Annotated in this window: 29 protein-coding genes; 15 read left to right on the forward strand and 14 right to left on the reverse strand. The window is 64.3% G+C overall.

The genetic code is table 11. The annotated features are described in order from the left end of the window. The first annotated feature begins 77 nt into the window (after positions 1-77). The 3 genes from BRSPCE3_RS20100 to BRSPCE3_RS20110 all read left to right on the forward strand — a co-directional run bounded on the left by BRSPCE3_RS20100 (position 78) and on the right by BRSPCE3_RS20110 (position 2,210). Entirely contained in the window at positions 78-1,247 is a 1,170-nt protein-coding gene (locus BRSPCE3_RS20100) for a flagellin (RefSeq protein WP_244067812.1), read from the forward strand. Positions 1,248-1,453: 206 nt separating this feature from the next. Further along, positions 1,454-1,819 carry a flagellar biosynthesis regulator FlaF gene (gene flaF / locus BRSPCE3_RS20105; RefSeq protein ID WP_244067813.1) on the forward strand — a complete coding sequence of 122 codons (366 nt, stop codon included), beginning with the start codon at positions 1,454-1,456 and terminating at the stop codon, positions 1,817-1,819. A gap of 28 nt (positions 1,820-1,847) precedes the next feature. Further along, positions 1,848-2,210: a hypothetical protein gene (locus BRSPCE3_RS20110; RefSeq protein ID WP_244067814.1), complete on the forward strand. Its 363-nt coding sequence runs from the start codon at positions 1,848-1,850 to the stop codon at positions 2,208-2,210. Between the two features lie 17 nt (positions 2,211-2,227). On the opposite strand, the gene BRSPCE3_RS20115 is transcribed toward BRSPCE3_RS20110, so the two are convergent. The 4 genes from BRSPCE3_RS20115 to BRSPCE3_RS20130 all read right to left on the reverse strand — a co-directional run bounded on the left by BRSPCE3_RS20115 (position 2,228) and on the right by BRSPCE3_RS20130 (position 4,768). After that, positions 2,228-2,605 carry a hypothetical protein gene (locus tag BRSPCE3_RS20115; RefSeq protein ID WP_244067815.1) on the reverse strand — a complete coding sequence of 126 codons (378 nt, stop codon included), beginning with the start codon at positions 2,603-2,605 and terminating at the stop codon, positions 2,228-2,230. A 162-nt stretch (positions 2,606-2,767) separates the two neighbouring features. Next, positions 2,768-3,265: a hypothetical protein gene (locus BRSPCE3_RS20120; RefSeq protein ID WP_244067816.1), complete on the reverse strand. Its 498-nt coding sequence runs from the start codon at positions 3,263-3,265 to the stop codon at positions 2,768-2,770. Between the two features lie 22 nt (positions 3,266-3,287). Continuing rightward, positions 3,288-3,644 carry a flagellar assembly peptidoglycan hydrolase FlgJ gene (gene flgJ / locus BRSPCE3_RS20125; RefSeq protein ID WP_375709932.1) on the reverse strand — a complete coding sequence of 119 codons (357 nt, stop codon included), beginning with the start codon at positions 3,642-3,644 and terminating at the stop codon, positions 3,288-3,290. Further along, entirely contained in the window at positions 3,644-4,768 is a 1,125-nt protein-coding gene (locus BRSPCE3_RS20130) for a flagellar basal body P-ring protein FlgI (RefSeq protein WP_244067817.1), read from the reverse strand. The genes flgJ and BRSPCE3_RS20130 overlap by 1 nt, the downstream gene beginning before the upstream one ends. Before the next feature lie 264 nt (positions 4,769-5,032). Here BRSPCE3_RS20130 and BRSPCE3_RS20135 point away from each other — a divergent pair, with 264 nt between their 5' ends. Next, a complete protein-coding gene (locus BRSPCE3_RS20135; RefSeq protein WP_028337694.1) occupies positions 5,033-5,446 on the forward strand; it encodes a flagellar assembly protein FliX in 414 nt (137 codons plus the stop codon). A gap of 41 nt (positions 5,447-5,487) precedes the next feature. Here the strand turns inward: BRSPCE3_RS20135 and BRSPCE3_RS20140 are convergent, their stop codons facing one another. Continuing rightward, positions 5,488-5,874, reverse strand: coding sequence for a helix-turn-helix domain-containing protein (locus BRSPCE3_RS20140; protein ID WP_244067818.1), 387 nt, complete (start codon positions 5,872-5,874; stop codon positions 5,488-5,490). 103 nt (positions 5,875-5,977) lie between these two features. Between BRSPCE3_RS20140 and BRSPCE3_RS20145 the strand changes: the two genes are divergently transcribed. Then, positions 5,978-6,589 (forward strand): NAD(P)-dependent oxidoreductase, encoded by a 612-nt coding sequence (locus tag BRSPCE3_RS20145; RefSeq protein WP_244067819.1) that lies wholly within the window; start codon positions 5,978-5,980, stop codon positions 6,587-6,589. Between the two features lie 222 nt (positions 6,590-6,811). Then, the gene (dksA, locus tag BRSPCE3_RS20150) at positions 6,812-7,177 is read left to right on the forward strand and encodes an RNA polymerase-binding protein DksA (protein ID WP_021077973.1); all 366 of its coding nucleotides are present in this window, start codon (positions 6,812-6,814) and stop codon (positions 7,175-7,177) included. Positions 7,178-7,440: 263 nt separating this feature from the next. Here dksA and BRSPCE3_RS20155 read toward each other — a convergent pair whose 3' ends face one another. Continuing rightward, positions 7,441-7,851, reverse strand: coding sequence for a helix-turn-helix domain-containing protein (locus BRSPCE3_RS20155; protein WP_244067820.1), 411 nt, complete (start codon positions 7,849-7,851; stop codon positions 7,441-7,443). Positions 7,852-7,964: 113 nt separating this feature from the next. Between BRSPCE3_RS20155 and BRSPCE3_RS20160 the strand changes: the two genes are divergently transcribed. Then, positions 7,965-8,993: an aldehyde reductase gene (locus BRSPCE3_RS20160; protein WP_244067821.1), complete on the forward strand. Its 1,029-nt coding sequence runs from the start codon at positions 7,965-7,967 to the stop codon at positions 8,991-8,993. Positions 8,994-9,101: 108 nt separating this feature from the next. Beyond that, complete coding sequence (locus BRSPCE3_RS20165; protein WP_244067822.1) at positions 9,102-9,887, forward strand: 2-keto-4-pentenoate hydratase; 786 nt, start codon at positions 9,102-9,104, stop codon at positions 9,885-9,887. Positions 9,888-10,070: 183 nt separating this feature from the next. Here the strand turns inward: BRSPCE3_RS20165 and BRSPCE3_RS20170 are convergent, their stop codons facing one another. Then, on the reverse strand, positions 10,071-10,823 hold the full coding sequence (locus tag BRSPCE3_RS20170) for a carbonic anhydrase (protein ID WP_244067823.1): 753 nt from the start codon (positions 10,821-10,823) through the stop codon (positions 10,071-10,073). A 495-nt stretch (positions 10,824-11,318) separates the two neighbouring features. Between BRSPCE3_RS20170 and BRSPCE3_RS20175 the strand changes: the two genes are divergently transcribed. The 6 genes from BRSPCE3_RS20175 (at position 11,319) to BRSPCE3_RS20200 (ending at position 14,865) form a co-directional block, all read left to right on the forward strand. Next, complete coding sequence (locus BRSPCE3_RS20175; protein WP_244067824.1) at positions 11,319-11,642, forward strand: helix-turn-helix transcriptional regulator; 324 nt, start codon at positions 11,319-11,321, stop codon at positions 11,640-11,642. Then, on the forward strand, positions 11,639-12,070 hold the full coding sequence (locus tag BRSPCE3_RS20180) for an SRPBCC domain-containing protein (protein WP_244067825.1): 432 nt from the start codon (positions 11,639-11,641) through the stop codon (positions 12,068-12,070). The genes BRSPCE3_RS20175 and BRSPCE3_RS20180 overlap by 4 nt, the downstream gene beginning before the upstream one ends. 173 nt (positions 12,071-12,243) lie before the next feature. Next, positions 12,244-12,471, forward strand: coding sequence for a hypothetical protein (locus BRSPCE3_RS20185; protein ID WP_244067826.1), 228 nt, complete (start codon positions 12,244-12,246; stop codon positions 12,469-12,471). Between the two features lie 36 nt (positions 12,472-12,507). Then, positions 12,508-13,002 (forward strand): DUF1801 domain-containing protein, encoded by a 495-nt coding sequence (locus BRSPCE3_RS20190; protein WP_244067827.1) that lies wholly within the window; start codon positions 12,508-12,510, stop codon positions 13,000-13,002. Between the two features lie 28 nt (positions 13,003-13,030). Then, entirely contained in the window at positions 13,031-13,534 is a 504-nt protein-coding gene (locus tag BRSPCE3_RS20195) for a GNAT family N-acetyltransferase (RefSeq protein WP_244067828.1), read from the forward strand. A gap of 416 nt (positions 13,535-13,950) precedes the next feature. Next, entirely contained in the window at positions 13,951-14,865 is a 915-nt protein-coding gene (locus tag BRSPCE3_RS20200; RefSeq protein ID WP_244067829.1) for a phosphatase PAP2 family protein, read from the forward strand. A 73-nt stretch (positions 14,866-14,938) separates the two neighbouring features. On the opposite strand, the gene BRSPCE3_RS20205 is transcribed toward BRSPCE3_RS20200, so the two are convergent. The 7 genes from BRSPCE3_RS20205 to flgF all read right to left on the reverse strand — a co-directional run bounded on the left by BRSPCE3_RS20205 (position 14,939) and on the right by flgF (position 20,072). Next, a complete protein-coding gene (locus BRSPCE3_RS20205) occupies positions 14,939-15,277 on the reverse strand; it encodes a hypothetical protein (RefSeq protein ID WP_244067830.1) in 339 nt (112 codons plus the stop codon). Between the two features lie 249 nt (positions 15,278-15,526). Beyond that, entirely contained in the window at positions 15,527-15,820 is a 294-nt protein-coding gene (locus BRSPCE3_RS20210) for an antibiotic biosynthesis monooxygenase (protein WP_244067831.1), read from the reverse strand. A gap of 96 nt (positions 15,821-15,916) precedes the next feature. Beyond that, positions 15,917-16,351 carry a hypothetical protein gene (locus BRSPCE3_RS20215; RefSeq protein WP_244067832.1) on the reverse strand — a complete coding sequence of 145 codons (435 nt, stop codon included), beginning with the start codon at positions 16,349-16,351 and terminating at the stop codon, positions 15,917-15,919. Between the two features lie 335 nt (positions 16,352-16,686). Continuing rightward, positions 16,687-17,439, reverse strand: a complete 753-nt coding sequence (gene flgH, locus BRSPCE3_RS20220) for a flagellar basal body L-ring protein FlgH (protein WP_244067833.1) — start codon at positions 17,437-17,439, stop codon at positions 16,687-16,689. Positions 17,440-17,444: 5 nt separating this feature from the next. Continuing rightward, entirely contained in the window at positions 17,445-18,500 is a 1,056-nt protein-coding gene (gene flgA, locus BRSPCE3_RS20225; protein ID WP_375709933.1) for a flagellar basal body P-ring formation chaperone FlgA, read from the reverse strand. Between the two features lie 2 nt (positions 18,501-18,502). Beyond that, positions 18,503-19,291, reverse strand: coding sequence for a flagellar basal-body rod protein FlgG (gene flgG / locus BRSPCE3_RS20230; protein ID WP_244067835.1), 789 nt, complete (start codon positions 19,289-19,291; stop codon positions 18,503-18,505). 16 nt (positions 19,292-19,307) lie between these two features. Next, positions 19,308-20,072, reverse strand: a complete 765-nt coding sequence (gene flgF / locus BRSPCE3_RS20235; protein WP_244067836.1) for a flagellar basal-body rod protein FlgF — start codon at positions 20,070-20,072, stop codon at positions 19,308-19,310. 383 nt (positions 20,073-20,455) lie between these two features. Here flgF and fliL point away from each other — a divergent pair, with 383 nt between their 5' ends. Further along, positions 20,456-20,944, forward strand: coding sequence for a flagellar basal body-associated protein FliL (gene fliL / locus BRSPCE3_RS20240; protein ID WP_244067837.1), 489 nt, complete (start codon positions 20,456-20,458; stop codon positions 20,942-20,944). Positions 20,945-20,958: the final 14 nt, after the last annotated feature.

Below are 20,958 nucleotides of genomic sequence, written 5' to 3' on the forward strand. Positions count from 1 at the left end.
GCAGGATCGGCCCATCCGCCCGGTCAGAAAGGATTGGCGCGGTTTTTTCCTCAGTTTCACACCAGAAAGGTATGAAAATGTCCGATATCATTCTCTCCTCCTCCGTTCGTCAGAACCTCCTCTCCCTCCAGTCCACCGCCGATCTGCTCTCCACCACGCAGAACCGCCTTGCCACCGGCAAGAAGGTCAATACGGCGCTCGACAACCCGACCAACTTCTTCACCGCGCAGTCGCTCGACAACCGCGCCAGCGACATCAACAACCTGCTCGACGGCATCGGCAACGGTGTGCAGGTGCTGCAGGCTGCCAACACCGGCATCACTTCGCTGCAGAAGCTGGTCGATACCGCGAAGTCGATCGCCAACCAGGTGCTGCAGAGCCCGACCGGCTACACCACCAGGTCGCAGGTGACTTCGACCGCGGCGCTCGGCGGCACGGCGGCCAACCTGGTCGACGGCACCACGATCAAGAGCGGCGACGTTCTCGCGATCGCGGCCTCGGCCGGCCAGCCAGCGTTCAGCTTCACGTTCGGCGCCAACAGCTCGCTGGCGCAGCTCAACACCGCGCTGTCGGCAAGCAACCTGACGGCGAGCCTCGACAGCTCCAACAAGCTCGTCATCACCACGACCAACGACGCTGCGTCCTCGACGATTGGTGCGGTGACCTTCACCAACACCGGCGGCGGCACCGCGACGTTCAGCGCGGCCGGCACGGCTCCGGTCGCCGATCAGGCGTCGCAGTCGGCGCGTGCGGCCTTGGTGACCCAGTACAACAACACCATCTCGCAGATCACGACCACGGCGCAGGATGCATCGTTCAACGGCATCAACCTGTTGACCGGCGACAGCCTCAAGCTGACCTTCAACGAAACCGGCAAGTCCACGCTCAGCATCACCGGCGTCAAATTCGATGCCGCAGGCCTCGGTCTGAAATCGCTGGCGGCGGGCACTGACTTCCTCGACAACAACTCGGCGAACAGCGTGATCTCGTCGCTGAGCTCGGCGAGCTCCTCGCTGCGCAGCGAAGCCTCGACGCTGGGCTCCAACCTCTCGATCGTGCAGATCCGTCAGGACTTCTCGAAGAACCTGATCAACGTGCTGCAGACCGGTTCGTCCAACCTGACGCTGGCCGACACCAACGAAGAAGCGGCCAACAGCCAGGCGCTGTCGACCCGCCAGTCGATCGCGGTCTCCGCGCTCGCGCTCGCCAACCAGAGCCAGCAGAGCGTGCTGCAGCTGCTCCGCTAAGCGCGCGACAAGCACTTCCAAAACGGCGGGGGAAACCCCGCCGTTTTCCTTTGTCTCCGGGATATTACGGTACCTTTCCGTGCCGTCAGAACGACGCATTTCGTAACGGCTGCTAACCATATTTAAAGGCGGCGGATGCATAAATATCGGGCGCTAGAATTGCGTCTTCCGCGGCTCGAGAAATCCGCATCCCATCGAGGTCATTAATGTCGAATGCAGCCCAGGCCTACGCTCGTACGTCAACGACGACGGCGTCTCCACGCGAAATCGAGGCGCAGGCGCTCCTGAAGGCAGCTCGTCAGCTGCAGGAAGTCCAGTCGAACTGGAACGGTGCCGACAAGGCGCTCGATCATGCGCTGCTGTTCAACCGCCGGCTGTGGTCGATCTTCCTCAGTGCCGCGCAGGGCGACGACAATCCGCAGCCGCTCGAGGTGCGACAGAACATCGCCAATATCGGTGTGTTCGTGATGAAGCAGACCGTCGACATCCAGATGAATCCGGACCCGGCGAAGCTGAAGTCGCTGATCGACATCAATTGCAATCTCGCCGCCGGCCTCGCGGGCCGCGCCTGATCGACCGTTTCGCGCGGGAGGCCACGGCATGGCCGACGTACTGAGCATCCTGTCAGCCAACTACAAGGCCGCCGGTCTGACCGTCCCGTCGAAGACGCCCTATGTGGCGGTCGATCCCAAGCTCTATGAGGGCAGCTGGAGCGGCAAATACGCCAACAACAAGTCGTTCAACATCTCGGTGTCGAACGTCGATGGCTTCCGCGCCAAGGTCCACTATCAGAGCGACGGCACCAACAAGTATCAGGACGTCCTGATCAAGGACGGCGCGTTCCGGATCGGCGATACCAAGTTTTCGCTGGTGCAGCAGGGGACGGCATTGATCGCCAATGTCGTCACCGATCCGGCCACCGGCTCGACCTATCTCGACAAGGCCTACGCCACACAGAAGTGAGGGGCCGCTCGATCGCGTTATGCGCGGCGGTCGGTTGCGCGCGCCCGCGTCGGCGCGTCCTTGCTGAGATCGAGGGCGTGGAAATAGGCGCGACGGCGCAATACCGCTTCTTCCGGAAACTGCCTCACCACCAAATTGGTGCGATTGTCGACCACCTGATAGACCACGGCGCGCGCGTCGCGGTCGATGATGACCTGGTCGGTGACCGATGCTGAGAGCGAAGCGTTGACGGCGTTGGGGTCGATCGTGACGCGCACGCTCGGCTCCGGAGCGGTGACGCTCTGGCTCGCCGGCAGTTCGGTCTTCACTGCCTTCTGCGCCGTATCGCTCGATGGAGTGATGATCGGCGCCGCGACCGGTGCCCCCACCGGCTTGATGTTGAAATCTGTACTCATGGCAGCCTCGTAGTGCACAGGCACTAGTTTGCTTGAGTCAAATCCCAACCCATCACGATCCGCAACTCTACGGGGAACCTCTCAACAGGCTGTTAGAAAACACGCTGAATGCCGCGCTGCGAGGGGCGCGTCGAATTGAACTAAATTGTCGGTGTATGCGCGTCAGAGCGTGCGGCTGACGGAGATCGGCGTCATGTTGCGCGGACCCGGGGCGGCGCGCTGTCCGCTCGCGGTATAGGTGTTCGGGATGTTGCGCCGCTGCACCTCGGCGTTGACGCCGCGCACGATGCCTTCGGAGACCGCGTGCGCGGTCGCAAGCACCGTCAGGTTGACCTGCAGCATGGCGCGGAACGTCTCGTGATGACGGCGCAGCGTCGCGAGCAGTTCGGGATCGGTCTGCGACAGCATCTTCTGCATCGACTTCAGGTGCTCCACCGCGAGCATGTAGCGCCGCGACAGCTCCGACTTCTGCGGCTCCAGCCGCATGCCTTCGCGGATCTTGCCGGCGCGGACGAACTCGGTTTCCCGCTCGATCACGGCGAGCAGTCCGCTCATCACTTCGGTCAGTTCGTTGGCGAGGCGCGCGACGTCGGGCGGCGTCGTCGCCGGCCGCGCGGCGGGGGCGGATGCGGGCCGCTGCTGCTGTGGACGCTGGTTCATCGCGCTGCTCCTTGAAACAGAATTAGCCCTTGTTCGCCTGCTGCAGGATCAGCGAGCGGAACACTTCGTTGGAAATGCCGACGCCGCCGGCCTTGGCGAAGTTCTTCGAATATTCGTCGGTCAGCATCGACCGCCACGCACCGGTGCCGACCGTGTCGCCGTAGGGGCCGTCGCCCTTCAGGCCGGTGGTCATCTGCGAGAACATCGAGTTCAGGAACATCGATTCGAAATCGGTCGCGGTCGCCTTGGCCTTGGTGATCTGCTGCGGCGAGACCTTCTTCATCGCGTCCTGCAGGACGGGATCGGGGCGGCCGTTGAACATCGGCATCAACGCCTTGTTCGGCATGCTGCCCGTGGTGCTGTTGATCAGGCTTGCCATCACATCAACTCGATATCTGCTTCGATCGCGCCGGCGGCCTTGATCGCCTGCAGGATGCTGATGAGGTCGCGTGGGCCGATGCCGAGGCCGTTCAGCCCGTCGACCAGCTGCTGCAGCGAGACGCCGTCCCGGACCACCGCGAATTTCTTGCCGTCCTCGCTGACGCCGACGCTGGTGCGCGGCGTCACCACGGTTCGGCCGCGCGACAATGGATTGGGCTGGCTGACTTGCGGGCTCTCGGAGATCGAGACGGTGAGATTGCCCTGCGCCACCGCGACGGTGGCGACCCGCACGTCGCGGCCCATCACGATGATGCCGGAGCGTTCGTCGATCACGATCTTCGCCGCCAGATCGGGATCGACCTGCAACTGCTCGATCTCGGTCAGGAAGGCGACGACATTGCCCTTGAACTCCGGCGGGATCGCGAGCTGCACGGTGGAGGGATCGATCGGTTCGGCGGTCTTGACGCCGAGATAGTCGTTGACCGCGGCGGCAATCCGCTTGGCGGTGGTGAAGTCGGCGTTGCGCAGCGCGAGCCGCACATTGGGCAGGCGATTGAGCGCGAACTCGATCTCGCGCTCGATGATGGCGCCGTTGGCGATGCGGCCGACAGTCGGGACGCCACGGACGACGCTGGCGGCGGCGCCTTCGGCCGCGAAGCCGGCGACCGCGACCGATCCCTGCGCCACCGCATAGACATTGCCGTCGGCGCCGAGCAGGGGGGTGACGAGCAGGGTGCCGCCCTGCAGGTTCTTGGCGTCGCCGAGCGCGGAGACGGTGACGTCCATCCGCGTGCCCTGGGTGCCGAAGGCCGGCAGGTTGCCGGTCACCATCACGGCGGCGACGTTGCCGGTGCGGATGGTGGCGCCGCGGATGTTGACGCCCATGCGCTCGAGCATCGCCTGCAGCGATTGTTTGGTGAAGGGGATGTTGTTGAGCGTATCGCCGGTGCCGTTGAGGCCGACCACGAGGCCGTAGCCGATCAACTGGTTCTGGCGCACGCCCTCGATATTGGCGAGATCCTTGATCCGCGACGTCGCGGCCGCCGGCATGACGGAGGCCGCCAGCGCCAGCAGCGCGGCGCAGGCCACTCCGAATAATCTTGCGGTGCGGATGCCGGGCATCCCGATGCTCCCCTCGAACTGAACTCGTGGATCACGCGACACTCCCATGACGGCGATCCGCCATTAACCATGCGAGCCGCGTGCCACTCTGTTTCGGTCCGGCAATGTGTTGATATATTTATCGAAATTGTCGGAGCGACATTTTCTTCCGGTTGCCCAGGGAGCGCGAAACTGCCGTGCGGCGGCAGAAATTGCCGGGTCGTTTACGCGTCGTTAACCATAAAACGGCGATGCTCAGCCCATTCAGGCCTGCGGGATCACCAGATGCGCATCTACGGACCGAACGGCACCACGCTTGGCACGTCCACGAGCTCGACCCGGCGCACCTCGTCGAGCGGCTTCTCGCTGCCCGATGCGACGACCGCGCAGGAAGAGGTCCGCTCCACCGCCGCGCCGAAGGCCGCCGCCAGCCTCGATGCGCTGCTCGCGCTGCAGGGTGTCGAAGACCCGACCGAACGCCGCAAGCGCTCGGTGGCCCGCGGCAAGGGTGCGCTCGACGTGCTCGATGCGCTCAAGCTCGGACTGCTGTCCGGCAATTTCGATTCCTCGACCGTGAACCGGCTGCGTGACGCCGCGGCGAGCCTGAAGGAATCCTCCGGCGACCCCGGCCTCGATGCCGTGCTCGGCGAGATCGAGCTGCGCGTCGAAGTCGAGCTCGCCAAGGCCGGGCAATATTAGGCTCCTCTCGATCGGCTAATCCCTCTCACGCGCTCAGCGTCTCACGCCGCCAGCGCCTTGCGCTGCGCGTCGTAGCGGCGCTGCGCGGCCAGCACTTCCTTCAGATTCTGTTCGGCCCAGTCGCGCAGCGGATCGACCGCTTCGGCGAGCGTCGAACCGAGCGGGGTGATCGAATACTCCACCGTGACCGGAACGGTTGCGATGGCGCGGCGTTTGAGCAGCCCGTCGCGCTCGAGGCTCTTGAGCACCTGAGACAGCATTTTCTGCGAGATGCCCTCGATGGCGCGGCGAAGCTGGTTGAAGCGCATCGGCTCGCTGCGCAGCAGCAGCAGGATCAGCACCGCCCATTTGTCGCCGACCCGGTCGAGGATCTGGCGCGTCGGGCAATCGGCGGCATAGGCGTCCGGCTTCAGGCTGGTGGCTTTCATCGGGTTACTCCGGCGTAATCAGGTGAGACAAGAGTGCCTTCTTCACACCTACATCCATTTCGCTATCTAGTCACCATTGGAAACCATCAATCGGAGACTAGAGATGAAGATCGCCATCGCCGGCGCATCGGGCCAGGCCGGCTCGCGCCTCACCGCGGAACTCGCCCGCCGCGGCCATGCCGTCACCGCCATCGCCCGCAACCCGGAGAAGATCGCAACCTTGCCTGGTGTCACCGCCGTGAAGGGCGATGTGAACGACCAGGCCGCCCTGGCCGCACTGTGGGCCGGCCACGATGCCGCGATCAGTTCCGTCCATTTCACCGTCAGCGACCCGCTCAAGCTGATCGGGGCGGCCAAGGCGTCCGGCGTCGGCCGCTACCTCGTGGTCGGCGGCGCCGGCAGCCTCGAAGTGGCGCCGGGCGTCCGCCTGGTCACCACCCCGAACTTCCCGGCCCAATACAAGGCCGAGGCCACCAAGGGGGCCGAGTTCCTCGACCTGCTGCGCCAGGAGAAGGACTTGAACTGGAGCTTTTTGTCGCCCTCGGCACTGTTCGTGGCGGGTGAGCGGACCGGCAAGTTCCGCCTCGGGACCGACCAGCTGCTGACCGCCGCGGACGGCAAAAGCTCGATCTCGTTCGAGGATTTCGCAGTTGCACTCGCCGACGAAATCGAGCGCCCGGTCCATATCCGCCAGCGCTTCACGGTCGGCTATTGAGGCGCCGGGAGCAGGGATAATACGGCCCCCGAGCAGGGCGGATAAGTTTGCCTGTGCAAGGCCTTGGGGGCGGCCCGCCTTTCGCGGTGGCAGATATTGTCTGTCACATGACGTGGCTATATAAGGCGCCGCGCGGAGGGATTTTGTTCCCTCCGCCAGACAGGGACATGGCTGCCTTTGGAAAAGCTGAAGAACTACCGGCCGACTGAAAAAGAGCCTTTCATGAATGAGCGGCAGCGCGATTATTTCCGCGCCAAGCTGCTGGCCTGGAAGGATGAGATCCTCCGCGAATCGAAGGTCACGCTGCAGACGTTGCAGGAAGAGAACGTCAACCACCCCGACCTCGCGGACCGAGCTTCCTCGGAAACCGACCGCGCGATCGAACTCCGTGCCCGGGACCGTCAGCGCAAGCTGATCTCCAAGATCGACGCGGCGCTCCAGCGCATCGAAGACAACACCTACGGCTATTGCGAAGAGACCGGTGACCCGATCTCGCTGAAGCGGCTCGAAGCCCGCCCGATCGCGACGCTGTCGGTGGAGGCGCAGGAACGCCACGAGAAGCGCGAGAAGGTCTATCGCGACGAATAGTGGCGGCGGGCCGCCCCCACTGACTGCTTCCGGCGTGCACCGGTTGTGGGTTCGCGCCGTCATGATGACCAGTGTACTCAACATCGCCCCGGTGTTCTTCCCGGGCTGATCTCCTTGCCGCGAGGCAACACGGTGCCATGAGGAAGCGCCGAGCGTTCCGGCAAGCTTCGACTGGCCGGGTTCCAGCGAACCGAATGAGCCGGTCAGGTTCCGCACAGCGCAGCGATGGCTGGAGCGCCAATCCCCTCTCATCCAGACGACGTTCAGGCCAGTCCGGCCTCGAGAGTCGATGCGCTTGCCTCCGCGTGACGGCGCGGACCGAACGCCTTCGACCACGCCAGCAATTCGCGGAAGGCCGGCGTCAGGCCCCAGGCTGAATCCGTCAGCTCGTATTCGACCTGCAGCGGCCTCTCCGCGAGCACCTTGCGCGCCACCAGCCCGTCGCGCTCGAGCTCGCGTAGCTGCGCGGTCAGCATGTGCTGGGTGATCGGCACCAGCGCGCGGCGCAGCGCGCCGAACCGCACGCCGCCATTCATCAGCGTGAACAGGATCTCGAGTTTCCATTTTCCGCCGAGCGCGTCGATCGCATGCTTGAAATCGATCAGCAGGCTCGGGTCGCTCGGGCAGTTCTCGCATTCACTGCCGTCACACGCATCGCTGGTATTGTTTTCCATACCGGTCTCGAATTCCATTCTACTTGTCGAACGTCAGATAGTGACCAGATGCGGCCTGTGCAGGGTGGGCGGCGCGATGTCCGACCCCGTCGAACCATGGAAAGGGCAGCGGCATGAGCACGGTTTTGGTCACGGGCGGATCGGGCTTCATCGGCGTCCATACGATTCTGCAGCTGCTGGCCGACGGGCATGCGGTGCGAACCACGCTGCGCAACCCGGATCGCAGCAAGGACGTGATTGCGATGTTGCGCGAGGGTGGCGCTGACGGGCCCGAGCAGGTCGGCTTCGTCACCGCCGACCTCACGCGCGACGACGGCTGGCGCGAGGCGGCCGCAGGGTGCGACTACGTGCTGCATGTCGCCTCGCCGCTCGGCGCGCATGTGCCGGAGGACGAGAACGAGCTGATCGTTCCGGCGCGGGAAGGCACGCTGCGGGTGTTGCGCGCGGCGCGCGACGCCGGCGTCAAACGCGTCGTCATCACCTCGTCGTTTGCCGCGATCGGCTATGGCCATCCGCCGCAGGCCAGGCCATTCGATGAGACCGCGTGGTCCAATCTCGATGGCCCCGATGTGCAGGCCTATCCGAAATCCAAGACGCTGGCCGAGCGTGCCGCCTGGGATTTCGTCGCGCGCGAAGGCAACGGCCTCGAGCTTGCCGTGGTCAATCCGACCGCCGTGTTCGGCCCGGCGCTCGGCGCTGATTTTTCCGAGTCGATCGGCATCATCAAGGCGCTGCTCGACGGAGCGATGCCGGCGGTGCCGCGGATCCATTTCGGCCTCGTCGACGTGCGTGACGTCGCCGACCTGCATCTGCGCGCCATGACGTCGCCCAAGGCCAAAGGCGAGCGGTTCCTGGCGGTCGCCGGCGAGACCCTGTCGGTGCTGCAGGTCGCCCGTGTGCTGCGCAGAAAGCTCGGCAGCAAGGCGCGGCATGTGCCCCGGTTCCAGGCGCCGGACTGGATGATGCGGCTTGCCGCGCGGCGCAACCCGATGGCCCGCGCCGCGCTGCCGCTGCTCGGCAAGGTGCGCCGCTCGACCAGCGCCAAGGCGAAGAGCCTGCTCGGCTGGCGTCCGCGCGGCAATGAGGAGATGCTGGTCGCGACCGCCGAGAGCCTGATCAGGCTCGGCCTGGTCAAGACCTGACGGCGGCTCCTGTCCGGCGTGCTTGCCAGATGCATCGGCGGGTGCTGAATTGGCGTGAGCAGACGGCGGCGCCACCGCGCCGCCGAGAACATCAGGGAGGCTGCGCAGATGGAACGGGTCCTCGCGGCCGCAAAGGCGATTGCCAGCGCGCGCCGCAGCCGCGCGCCGCTCAAGGCGCTCGCCAAAGACATCGTGCCGCGCGACGAGGCCGAAGGCTACCAGGTGCAGTACGCGCTGCACGATTTGTTGCAGCCGCAGGTCGGCAGCCTCGTCGGCTACAAGATCGGCTGCACCAGCGCGGTGATGCAGGAATATATCAACATCCCGCACCCCTGCGGCGGCGGCATATTCGAGAAGGTCGTCCATGACAGCGGCGTGCGGCTGGCGGCGGCGGACTTCGTCCATGTCGGCGTCGAGTGCGAGATCGCGGTGCGGCTGGCGCGCAGTCTCGCTCCCGGCGAAGCGCCGTTCACCGCCGAATGGGTCGCGGAAGCGATCGAGGCCTACCATCCGGCGATCGAGATCGTCGATGACCGCTACGTCAAATGGGAGACGCTCGGCGCGCCGACGCTGATCGCGGACGACTTCTTCGCCGCCGGTTGCGTGCTCGGCGAAGCGGTGCCGCGCATCACCGCGCCCGATCTGCGCGAGGTCGCGGGACGCGCGATCGTCAACGGCAAGGAAGAAGGGCGCGGCACCGGCGCCGACGTGCTCGGCCATCCCCACAACGCGCTCGCCTGGCTCGCCAACCATCTCGCCGCCGAGGGGCGTGGCCTGCATGCCGGCCAGATCGTGATGACCGGCAGCCTGGTCAAGACGGTGTGGCTGAAGGCGGGCGACACGGTCGTGATGGAGCTCGATGGGCTCGGCAAGGTGGAAGCGGCGTTCACCTGAGGTGACGTTGGGTTGACGAGCTTGTCTCCGCATAGAAGGTGTCGTCCCTGCGAAAGCAGGGACCCATAACCACGAATGCTGATTGTTGCGCGTCGCCGGAGCGACGAGCGCAGTTCACGGCAGCCGCCGCGGAGTATGGGTCCCTGCTTTCGCAGGGACGACACTGAGTATGCGGATCGGGGTTCAAGTCGCCGGCCGCTTGGCGTCCGCGACCAGTTCGACCTTGCCGTCGGTCAGCCGATAGACCGCGCCGACAATCCGAAGCTTGCCCTGATCGACCGCGGCGCTGAGGATTGGTGTTGCCGCCTTGAGCTTCGCGACATTGTCGATGACGTTCTGCCGGATGGCGTTGGCGAGCCGGTCGCCCGGCTTGTCTTCGGTCGCCTTCACCGCCGGCGCGATCGCCGTGACCAGCGAGGGCAGATGGCCGGGCAGGGTGGTGTTGTCCTTCAGCGACTTGATCGCGGCGTCGACCGCCCCGCAGCTGTCATGGCCAAGCACCATGAACAGCGGCACGTTGAGCACGGCCGTCGCATATTCCAGGCTTGCGATCATCTCGTCGCTGGCGAAATTGCCGGCGACGCGGCAGACGAACAGATCGCCGCGGCCGGTGTCGAAAGCGTATTCCGGCGCGATGCGGGAGTCCGCGCAACTCAGGATGCCGGCGAACGGATTCTGTCCGCCGGCCAGCACCGCACGCTCGTGCTTGAAATCATGCCGCCGCGAAATCCCTTCGACGTAGCGGAGATTGCCCTTCACCAGCCGGTCGAGCGCTGCGTCCGGCGGCAGCACGTTCTGCGGCTTCGGCTGCGGCTTCGTCTCCTTGGCCGTCGCAGGCGGCGCAAAGGCGAGGCTGGCCGCGGTGCACGCCGCGGCCGCGAGGAAGACGCGTCGGGAGGTCCGGCTGGAGGGAGTGATCTCGCAGTGCTGGCACATCAAGGTTCTCCGTGAACAAGGACCGCATCCGCGCGATATTTGTAGGTCAGCTGCGTTTCCTTCGCAACGAGGTGCATGCGTAGGCTCGCGGGCGCCGCATTCATCGCTGTCGTCCTGGCGAAAGCCAGGACCCATAACCACCGAATTCGATGATGAGCGGGATTGCGGCCCCAACGCTGCGCAAGAACTGAAGTTTGGGGTAATGGGTCCTGGCCTTCGCCAGGACGACACCGAATTTGTTGCGCGAGCTGTGTGTCCTACTTCCGCATTCCCGCGACATGATTTGTCCCAGCCGCATCTCGTTTCGCCCCGACGCGCAAATCAGCGATCATCACATAACCATTTAGCTATATGTTTGTCGGGGCCGATCTTGCTTCAGGTCAGCGGCAAATGGGTATCTACGCCGCCGGCCGACTTTCCTCAATTTCTTGCTTGACCAATCCATAGCTCTCTGGTTATACGTTAATCCATAACCAACGGGTTATTGATCGCAACATGCCTGACGCTCACGATTTGCTGTTTCGAACCCTCGCGGACCCGACCCGCCGGGCCATCTTCGAGCGCCTGTGCCGCGAAGGCGAGCAGACCGTCGGCGCGCTGACGGTCCGCGCAAAAATCTCGCAGCCGGCGGTGTCGAAACATCTCGGCGTGCTGAAGCAGGCCGGGCTGGTGCGCGACCGCCATGAAGGAAGGCAGACACATTACAGCGCGCAGCTCGGCGCGCTGGCGCCGCTGATCGACTGGACCAGCCAGATGGCCGGATTCTGGCAGAACCGGTTCGACCACCTCGAAGATCTCCTCAAAAGGATGGACCAATGACCAAGACCGCCACCGAGACGCGCTCCGCGATCGTCGAGCGTGAATTTCCCCATCCGCCGGAAAAGCTCTGGCGCGCGCTGACGCAACCGCATCTGATGGAGGAGTGGCTGATGAAGAACGACTTCAAGCCCGAGGTCGGGCACAGCTTCAATCTGCGCGGCGAATGGGGCGGCGTGCTGGACTGCAAGGTGCTTGCCGTCGAGCCGCACAAGACGCTGTCCTACACCTGGAATTTCGCGCATGCGGATGCCGCCTACAATCTCGAGAGCGTGGTGGTGTTCACGCTGACGCCAACGGCACGCGGCACCCATCTGCGCGTCGAGCAGTCCGGCTTCCAGCCGCATCAGAAGCAGGCCTATGGCGGCGCTCATGCCGGATGGAAGCAGTTCCTCGAGAATCTCGATCAGCTGCTGGTGCGCGAGGGCTGACCATCTCTCTCTCTCTCTCTCTCGTCATTGCGAGCGAAGCGAAGCAATCCAAGGTGCCGCACACACGGATAGATGAATTGCTTCGTCGCTCCAGCGCAAAATTGCTTTGCAATTTTGTCGCGAGCTCCTCGCAATGACCGTTTGACATACATCATATCCAACAGGAGGTCACATTGAACTGGAATAGCTGGATCCGACAATTCCACCGCTGGCTCTCGATCGCCTTCACGGTCGCCGTCATCATCAACATCGTTGCCATGATGCAGCAGCAACAGGCGGTCTGGATCGGCCTGCTGGCGCTGTTCCCGCTGATCTTGATGCTACTCAGCGGACTGTATCTGTTCGCGTTGCCCTATCTGGCGCCGCGGCGGATCGTTAGAGGCTCGACCTCGGCATCCTGAGTGTGGTTGCATGGGCGCTCACATCGCGAGGCAGCAATGACGGCATCGGAACGTATCGACCGGATGATCGAGGATCTCACCGACTGGCGGGGCGAGACGCTCGCCAGCCTGCGCAAGAGCATCCTCGCCGCCGACCCCGATATCATCGAGGAGTGGAAGTGGATGGGCAGCCCGGTGTGGTCGCGCGACGGCATCATCGCGGTCGGCAATGCCCACAAGGGTAAGGTGAAGCTGACATTCATGTATGGCGCGCAACTCGCCGATCCCGACCGGCTGTTCAACGCCGGTTTCGAGGGTAATGTGCGGCGCGCCATCGATCTGTTCGAGGGCGACAAGATCAACGACCGCGCGGTGAAAGCCCTGATCCGCGCCGCGATCGAGCTCAACCAGGCCAAGTCGAAGAAGCCGGCCGGGAAATCAGCGAAGACGCCAGCCAAGACTTCAACCAAGACTTCAACCAAGACTTCGGCGAGCAGGCCGGTGAAGAAGGCCGCGGCCGGCGTCCGCGCCGCCGTGAAGAAAAAGGCGTGAGCTCCGCCACTGATCCGGTCACGCCGAGATGATCAAGACCAGGCTCGCCGTATTGTCGGATACGGACTCCATCTCCGCGCTGCTGACGGCCAACAGCGGCGACCGCGGCGGCATGCTGCTCGGGCAATGGCCGCGCCACGCGATCGAGCGGCGCATTTCAGGCGGGCAATCGATCGTCGTCGCGACCGACGGGCAAGGCAGCTTGCTCGGCGCGCTGCTGACGTCGGAGAAGGGATTTGATCCGGCTCCGCCGGTGCAGGGCATGCTGAAGGCATGGCCGGGCGGTCCCGATGCCTATGTGTACGGTCCGGTGTGCGTCTCGCCGGAGGCACGCGGCCTCGGCGTCCTTGACGCCTTGTATGCGAAGCTCCAGGCGACGTTTCCCGGCCGCGAGGCGATCCTGTTCATCAGGGAAGACAATCCGCGCTCGCTCAGGGCGCATCTACGGCTCGGCATGCGCGAGGTCGCGCGATACGTCCTCGACGGCAAGGTGTTTGTTGTCCTCAGCGACCGGCTGGATCTCGGTCAATAGCTGGCCTTCGCGCAGGGGAACCCAGCTCCTGTTACGGAAACAGATCAAAACAAAGTATTCACCATTAGACACGAAAGACGCCTAACGCCCCCATCGTTGTAGCGGCGTACCGGTACAACTTGCCGGGCGGCTGCTAAACCTGCGGCTGTGGAATGTGCGGGCCTCGGGGCGAGGCTCCCGCTGGAATGGCAGTTGCAATGTTCAGTAAGTTGGTTGTCCCGCCAGGGATCGCATCGCCGGCCGACATTGATATTTCAGAGCAGGCCCGTCCGAGAGCGGTGCAGCTTTGCGCTCTTCAACCCCGCGGCAACGACCAGCGTCGGCCTGCAATGGTGCAGCCGGCGAACGCTCGAGCGGTTCGGCATGAGGACGCGCACGTTGCGGTTACCCGGCGACTGTTGCAGCTGAATTGGATCTTGATCGCCGCCATCCTGGTCGTCTTCCTCTGCGCGCTGCTGCTGACCGACTTTCGCCTGCGCGCCGGCGGTTATCTCATCGTCGCTGCGGTGGCTGGCCTCTACGGATCGTTCGGGTATTACAAAATGAGGTCGGCATCCAACGATCCGCGAATCTACACGACGCTGTGCGTCGTGCCGCAGATCGTCTTGGTTGCGATGTTGGTCGCGTCGCTCGGATACATTGCGGCGTCGGCGAACCTGCCGATGCAGGACGCCAATCTGCTCGCGTTCGACCGGTTGCTCGGCCTGGATTTCCGCGCCTATCTGGATTTTGTCAACGATCGGCCGGTTCTGATCGGCGTGCTCGCAAGGGCCTACAATTCCATTTGGGCTCAGCTCTTCGGGTTGCTGCTCCTGCTCAGCCTGGTCGGACAGGGTCGGCGCGCGGCGGAGCTGGTGCTCGCCGTCACGATAGGCCTGATTGTGACGACCGGTATCTCAACCCTGGTTCCGGCCACCGGCGTCTACGGGGCGCTCGGGCTTTTGCCGGCGGAGTATTCGCAGATCGAACCGACTGTCTATTACAACACCTTGAAAGAGCTGCCGCTCGTACGCGACGGCACGACGAGGCTGCTCGACGTGTATGAGCTGGGATCGGTCCTGACGTTTCCGAGCTTTCATGCCCTTTCCGCGGCGCTGTACATCTGGGCTTGCTGGCCGATCCGTTGGCTGCGAGGTGTCGGCCTGATCTGGAATACGGTGATGCTGGCTGCGACGCCGATCGGAGGCGGTCACTACTTTGCCGACGTCCTGGCCGGGTTAGCCGTCGCGGCCGTATCGATCTATGCCGTCAATCGCATTGCTGCGCGTCTTGCGCCGGCCGGGCATTCACGACCGAAGCTGCTGCTGCAGCTCTCGCCGGCAGCGACCTGAGCCGAGCGCGTTCCCAAACAGCGTTCGCTTGCGGCCGGGGCCGACGCGCGGAGTTTCCCGTCGCGCCGCCGACCTATGCCGAGATGTCGACCGCCTGGCCGACCTTGCCGGCGTTCTTCTGGAACGACTGCTCGATCAGCTCCTTGATCTTCTGCTCGACCTTGGCGCGCTGATCCGGCGTCATGGTCTTGAGGTCCTCTTCCGACAGACCCATGCCCTTGAGGATGTTCGCACGCATGCGGTCCATCGGGCTCATTTGCGCGTATTTGAGAAACTTCTGCTCGACGGTGTCGTCGAGCGCGCTGCCGCCGCTGGCTTGGGTGGAGGAATTGGCGTCGGCGGTCAGCGGCTTCTTCAAAGTGCCGGTGGTCATGCTGGCTGTGACCGGACCAAAGGCCGAGATCGACGTCATCTGCGCGCGCTGTCCCAATTGCAATGCTGCAATCGTGGAGCAAATGGCGTGCCATCCGACGCCGCAGTAATTTCAAGGAGATGGCGGTGCCGCCACGCGCATATGACGCGCAACGGGCAGCTTCTGCCGGGCGAATTCTGCCTGACGCGGATTATGCCTTTGTATGCACGATCACTGGACCCGCAACCCAGTTGCGGCCGCTAGGCCTTTGTATGCACGATCACTGGACCCGCAACCCGGTTGCGGTCGCTATGCCTTTGTATGCACGATCACTGGACCCGCAACCGCCGTCGCTTGCCCGATCAGCAAGGGGCCGAGATTGTCATCGATCCAGGCCAGCGCACGGCGGTTGGCTTCCTCGGCGCCGGCATGATTGTTGAAGACGCTGATCGCGGTGACGGTATCGTCGCCGGCATAGACCACGTAATAGGCCATGAAGCCTTCGACGTCGCTGATGATCGGGATTGCGCCTTCCTTGATCCGGCGTGCGAGTTCTTCGGCACTGCCGGTCTTCGCCTTGGCGTGACGGATGGCGGCATACATGCGTTCCTCCTTCCGGCTGTATCGATCGGGCTGCGCTTCGCGCATGCGCCATCGTACGCCTGACGGCTCGCAGATGCCATCCGCTTTGCGGATCGATTAGCTGAAACGCCGGGCGACGACCGTCGTGCGGCGGTCGGGGAGCTTCGGCAGCCGCGCCAGATCCGCGCGTGTCGTCTTGCTCCTTGGTCCGGGGGCGGGCTCCTGCTCCGGTTGCTGCAGGAACAGCGTGGCCTCGAACAGCACGCCGGGGGCCTGCTTGGCCGTGCCCGAGCACATCGCGCGATTGCCGCTGAACGTGCCGGTCAGCTGCGCCTCGACCTCGTCACATCCGAAAACGGTGGTGAACGGGCCGTCGACATAGCGGTGCGTCGTCAGTGTTGCCGTAAAGCGATCGTCGTCGAGCTGATAGGACCCGCCATAGACGAACATCGCGTCGCCGCCCGAGATCCTGCCATTTGCGAGGTGGACTATTCCGGTGCCTTCGCCGCGCGGCGTGCGGAACCACGCCGCATATTGACCGTCTCTTTGCATGATCGTCACGAACTGCAAACCCTGCGTTGTCGTCTAGCTACGTTGCAAGCGAAGGGACTGCCACATAACCTTGTCCCGACGGTTAACGAACCGAGAAGCGGATCGCGCGACTTGTGCGAAGAGGTATCGCGAGCCGGTCTCCACTTCGCCCGAGAGCGCTTTAGTGCATGCGACCGTTCACAACAAGCCACGGCCCTCGCCAGGGGAGCTAGCGAGGGCCGTGTTGATACACCGCGCCGCGCCTAGGTTCGCGACGAGATGTGGGAGCTCGTAAAAGTCTTACTCAGGCATGATCCGTTTCCGGGAGCCGGCTGCGGTGTTTCGGGATCACGCCGTTAGAAGGGCAAGAGCACGTCGAGAACCTGCTGGCCGTAGCGCGGCTGTTGCACGTCGGTGATCTGGCCGCGGCCGCCGTAGGCGATGCGGGCCTGGGCGATCTTCGAGGAGTCGATGGTGTTGTCGCTCTGGATGTCCTCCGGGCGCACGATGCCGGCCACGATCAGCTCGCGGATCTCGTAGTTGACGCGGATCTCCTGCTTGCCTTCGACCACGAGATTGCCGTTCGGCAGCAATTGGGTGACGACGGCCGCGACGCTGGTCTGCAACGCCTCCTGGCGGTTCACCGAGCCCTTGCCGTCGCTCGAGGCCGTGGATTCTGCGGTCAGGATCTTGCCGGGCAGGATCTTGTTCGCCTGCGTGATGGTCTGCGATCCCAGGAAGTTGGTGACCCCGGAATCCTCGCTGTTGCTGCGGCTGCGCTGGGTTTCGTTGGCGATCGCGGCCTTGTCGGTGAAGTTCACCGTGATGGTCAGGATGTCGCCGACCCGCGCGGCGCGCTGGTCCTTGAAGAAGGCGCGCGAGCCGCTGCGCCACAGCGAGTTGGGGCTGTAGGAGGCGACCTCGGGCTTCGGCATCGGCATCTGCACCGGCTTGTAGCCGGGTTGCGCCGTCGGATTTTCGATCTCCGTCAGCTTCGGCTTTTCGCCGATCTGGGAGAGACGGTCGATCGACGAGCAACCGCTGGCGATCGTTCCGAGTGCGACCAGCGCACCGGTCAGGATGAGGCGGTTGATACGGTACTGGGACATGAACTTTACTCGGCGTTTGGTGCGACTGAACTCAGCTTGACGGGAGCGGGCTCTGACGGGGCGGCGTCGGCGGTCGGTGCGGTGCGCGGGGTCGCGACCGAGATCGAGACCTCGCCGCGGCCGGTGACGACGCCGGAGACGGCGCGCTTGGACTGCAGATTCAACACGCTGACGACGTCGCCCTCGGCACCGCCATCCATCGCCTTGCCGCGGATGGTGAGATAGATGCCGGCGGTGCGGTAGATCAGCACGACGTTCTGGTCACGGGTGACGAGATCGGGCTTCGCCATGTCGGCGACGCGCAGCGCCTGGCCGGCGCGGATCTGTCGGCGCATCTGCATGCCGACGGTGCTGTCACGCACCGCGGCGTCGTTGCCGATCTCGGCTTTCGGGCGGCGCTCGACCACCACGTCGGAGGCTTTCAGCACGTCGCCGCGCTCGACACTGCGCGTCAGCACGGCGGCCTCGATGGTCTCGATCGCGGTGCCGGTGAGGCGCAGCTTGTACGGCGCGGCGCCGGTGTCGTTGCTGATCTCGAAGGTGACGTCGAAGCGCGTCGAGCGCGGATCGTAGCGCACGGCGACCGGCTGCATCGCGCCGGTAATGGTGGCCTCGAGCCTGATATCGCCGGGATCGCGATCGAAGGTCAGCGCGATGTTGCCGGCCCGGCTGAGCCCGTGGCGGCCCTCCAGCGCGCGCGACACCTGCTGCTCGATCTCCTTGTTGTCGATGGTGCGCGCGGGCCGCGTGACCGTGATCTCCTTCAGCTCGCGGGTGTCGACGCCGATCACCTGGTGCGAGCGCAACACGTTCAGTACCTGCGCGACCGGCAGCGTGCCTGTCGTGCCGAGGTCGGGCGCACGGTAGACCGCAATGCTGCCGGCGCTGCCGGCATTGTCGATGAGGTCGCCGACCCGCACGATGTCGTCCGCGACCGTGATACTGGCGCGCAGCGTCGGCACCGCGATGGTCTCGCTCCGGCTTTGCGCGGCGGCGGGTAGCACGGTCAGCGCGAGAAGCGCGGCTGCGGTCAGGAGGGAACGGGCGATCATCGACATCATCCTCAGCGGAACAGGTTGGAGGTCGACTGCATCATCTGGTCGGCGGCCGACACCACCTTCGAGTTCATCTCGTAGGCACGCTGGGCGGCGATCAGATCGGAGATTTCGGAGACCACCTCGACGTTGGCCTGTTCGAGGTTGCTCTGCTGCATGTCGCCATAGCCGTCGGTGTTGGCGGTGCCGTCCTGCGGCTGGCCCGAAGCCGGCGTTTCCTGGAACAGGTTGTCGCCGATCGGCATCAGCCCGGCCTTGTTGATGAAGCGGGTCAGGCCGATCGTGCCGATATTGGTCGATGCGGTCTGGCCCGGCAGCGTCACCGAGACCTGGCCCTGCGCATTGATGACGAGGCCGGAGGCGTTCTGCGGGATCGTGATCGTCGGCTGCAGCAGATTGCCCTGCGCGTTGACGATACGGCCCTGGTTGTCCATCTGGAACGAGCCGTCACGGGTGTAGGTGAAGGTGCCGTCCGGCATCAGGATCTTGAAGAAGCCTTCGCCGCGGATCGCGATGTCGAGATCGTTGCCGGTCGGCGACAGCGTGCCCTGGGTCATCATGCGCGGAGTGCCGACGGTCTTGACGCCGCCGCCGAGGTCGATGCCCATCGGCATGATGGTGTTTTGGTCGGAGGCCTGGGCGCCGACCCGGCGCACATGGTCGTAGATCAGGTCCTGGAACGCCGCGCGCTGCTTCTTGTAGCCGGTGGTGCGCAGGTTCGCGATGTTGTTGGAGATCACCTGAACGGAGAGTTCCTGTGCCGCCATTCCGGTCGCTGCAGTGTAGAGAGCGCGCATTGGTCAATCCCCCGGATCAGTTCGGCACGTCGGCGAGCTTCTCGATCGCCGATTTGTGCAGGTCGCTCTGCTGCTGCAGCAGCGAGGCGATTTGGGTGTAGGTCCGCGTGATCTCGATCATGCGGCTCATCTCGACGACGGAATTGACGTTCGACTTCTCGATGAAGCCCTGGCGGATCTGGGCCTTGGTGTCCGGCAGCGCCTGCGTGCCTTCGCCCGGCGCGTAGAGGTTGGAGCCCTCCTTGAGCAGGCGCTGGGCCTGCGCGAACGAGACCAGGCGCAGCTTGCCGCGAATCGAGTCGAGGCGGGACGTGCCCTCGAGCACGCTGATGTTGCCGTCGGTGGCAATGTTGACGTCGTGGTCGGTCTGCTGAAACGTGATCGGGCCGGAGGTGCCGAGCACCTGGTAGCCCGAGGCGGTGACCAGCTGGCCGCGACTGTTGATCGCCAGATTGCCTTCGCGGGTGTAGCGCTCGCCGCCCGGCGTCTGCACCACCAGGAAGGCGTTGCCGTCGATCGCGACGTCGAGCGGGTTCTTGGTCTCTTCGGTCGGGCCCTGCGAGAAGTCGTGGAAGGTGGCGCGGTCCTGCACGAAGGAGACGCGGCGGTCGCGGGACGCGAAATTGTCCTCATGCGCGTTCGAAGACAGATACTCCTCGAACAGCGAGCGGTCGGCCTTGTAGCCGTTGGTGTTCATATTCGCGATGTTGTTGGAAACGACATCCATCTGCCGTTCCAGCACCATCTGCTTCGATAGTCCGACCAGAAGCGTATTCTGCATCGGTGGTTCTCCCCTGTGAGGTGATCCGATGCGACAGGTTCTCCCAAACCTTCACGCCGGACCGTCGGTAACCATTGGGTTCTCCCAAACCCGCCAGTCACGCCGTCCTCTCAGCGAAAGCCGTGCCAACTTGAAATATTAAGTTATTTGAATGGCTTAGGTGTTTGGCCGGGGTCTGCAGGGGGCGGCAGAAAGGTCTTGTTGACCATGTTTGCCCGGCAGTTTTTTCCTAGTGGAAGGTAAATCCTAAGCTTCCGTTAACCATTATGACCCCAGTGTTGCCGGCAGTGGGGCGCGTGCGCGCCGGCGGCCTTTGTATCGCGTCTTCAAGCCAAAGCTGGGGCAAATCGCGTTCGCATCCTTCGGGTTGAAGCGAGCGGACGATGGCGGACGAGGAAAAGACGGACAGCGGCGAGGGCGCGGCCGCACCGAAGAAGGGCAAGCTCAAGCTGATCATTGCCGTCGTCGGCTTCCTCGTCGTGCTCGGGGCGGGCGCCGGCGGCTGGTTCTTCTTCATGCGCGGCCACGGCGAGGAGCAGCATGCCGAGGCGCCGCCGCCGAAGCCGCCGAGCTTCGTCGACATCCCCGACATGCTGGTCAATCTGGTCGGCGCGCCCGGCGAGCGCGTGCAATACCTCAAGCTGAAGCTGGTGCTCGAGGTCAAGGAAGAGAAGCAGGCCGAGGCCATCAAGCCGTCGCTGCCGCGCGTCACCGACCTGTTCCAGACCTATATGCGCGAGCTGCGCCCGAGCGATCTCAACGGCTCGGCCGGCCTGTTCCGCCTCAAGGAGGAGCTGACCAAGCGCGTCAATCTCGCGCTGGCGCCGAACCAGGTCAACGCGGTTCTGTTCAAGGAAGTCGTGATCCAGTGACGGGGTGGATGTAA

The sequence above is a fragment of the Bradyrhizobium sp. Ce-3 genome, assembly GCF_022835695.1.
GTDB lineage: Bacteria > Pseudomonadota > Alphaproteobacteria > Rhizobiales > Xanthobacteraceae > Bradyrhizobium.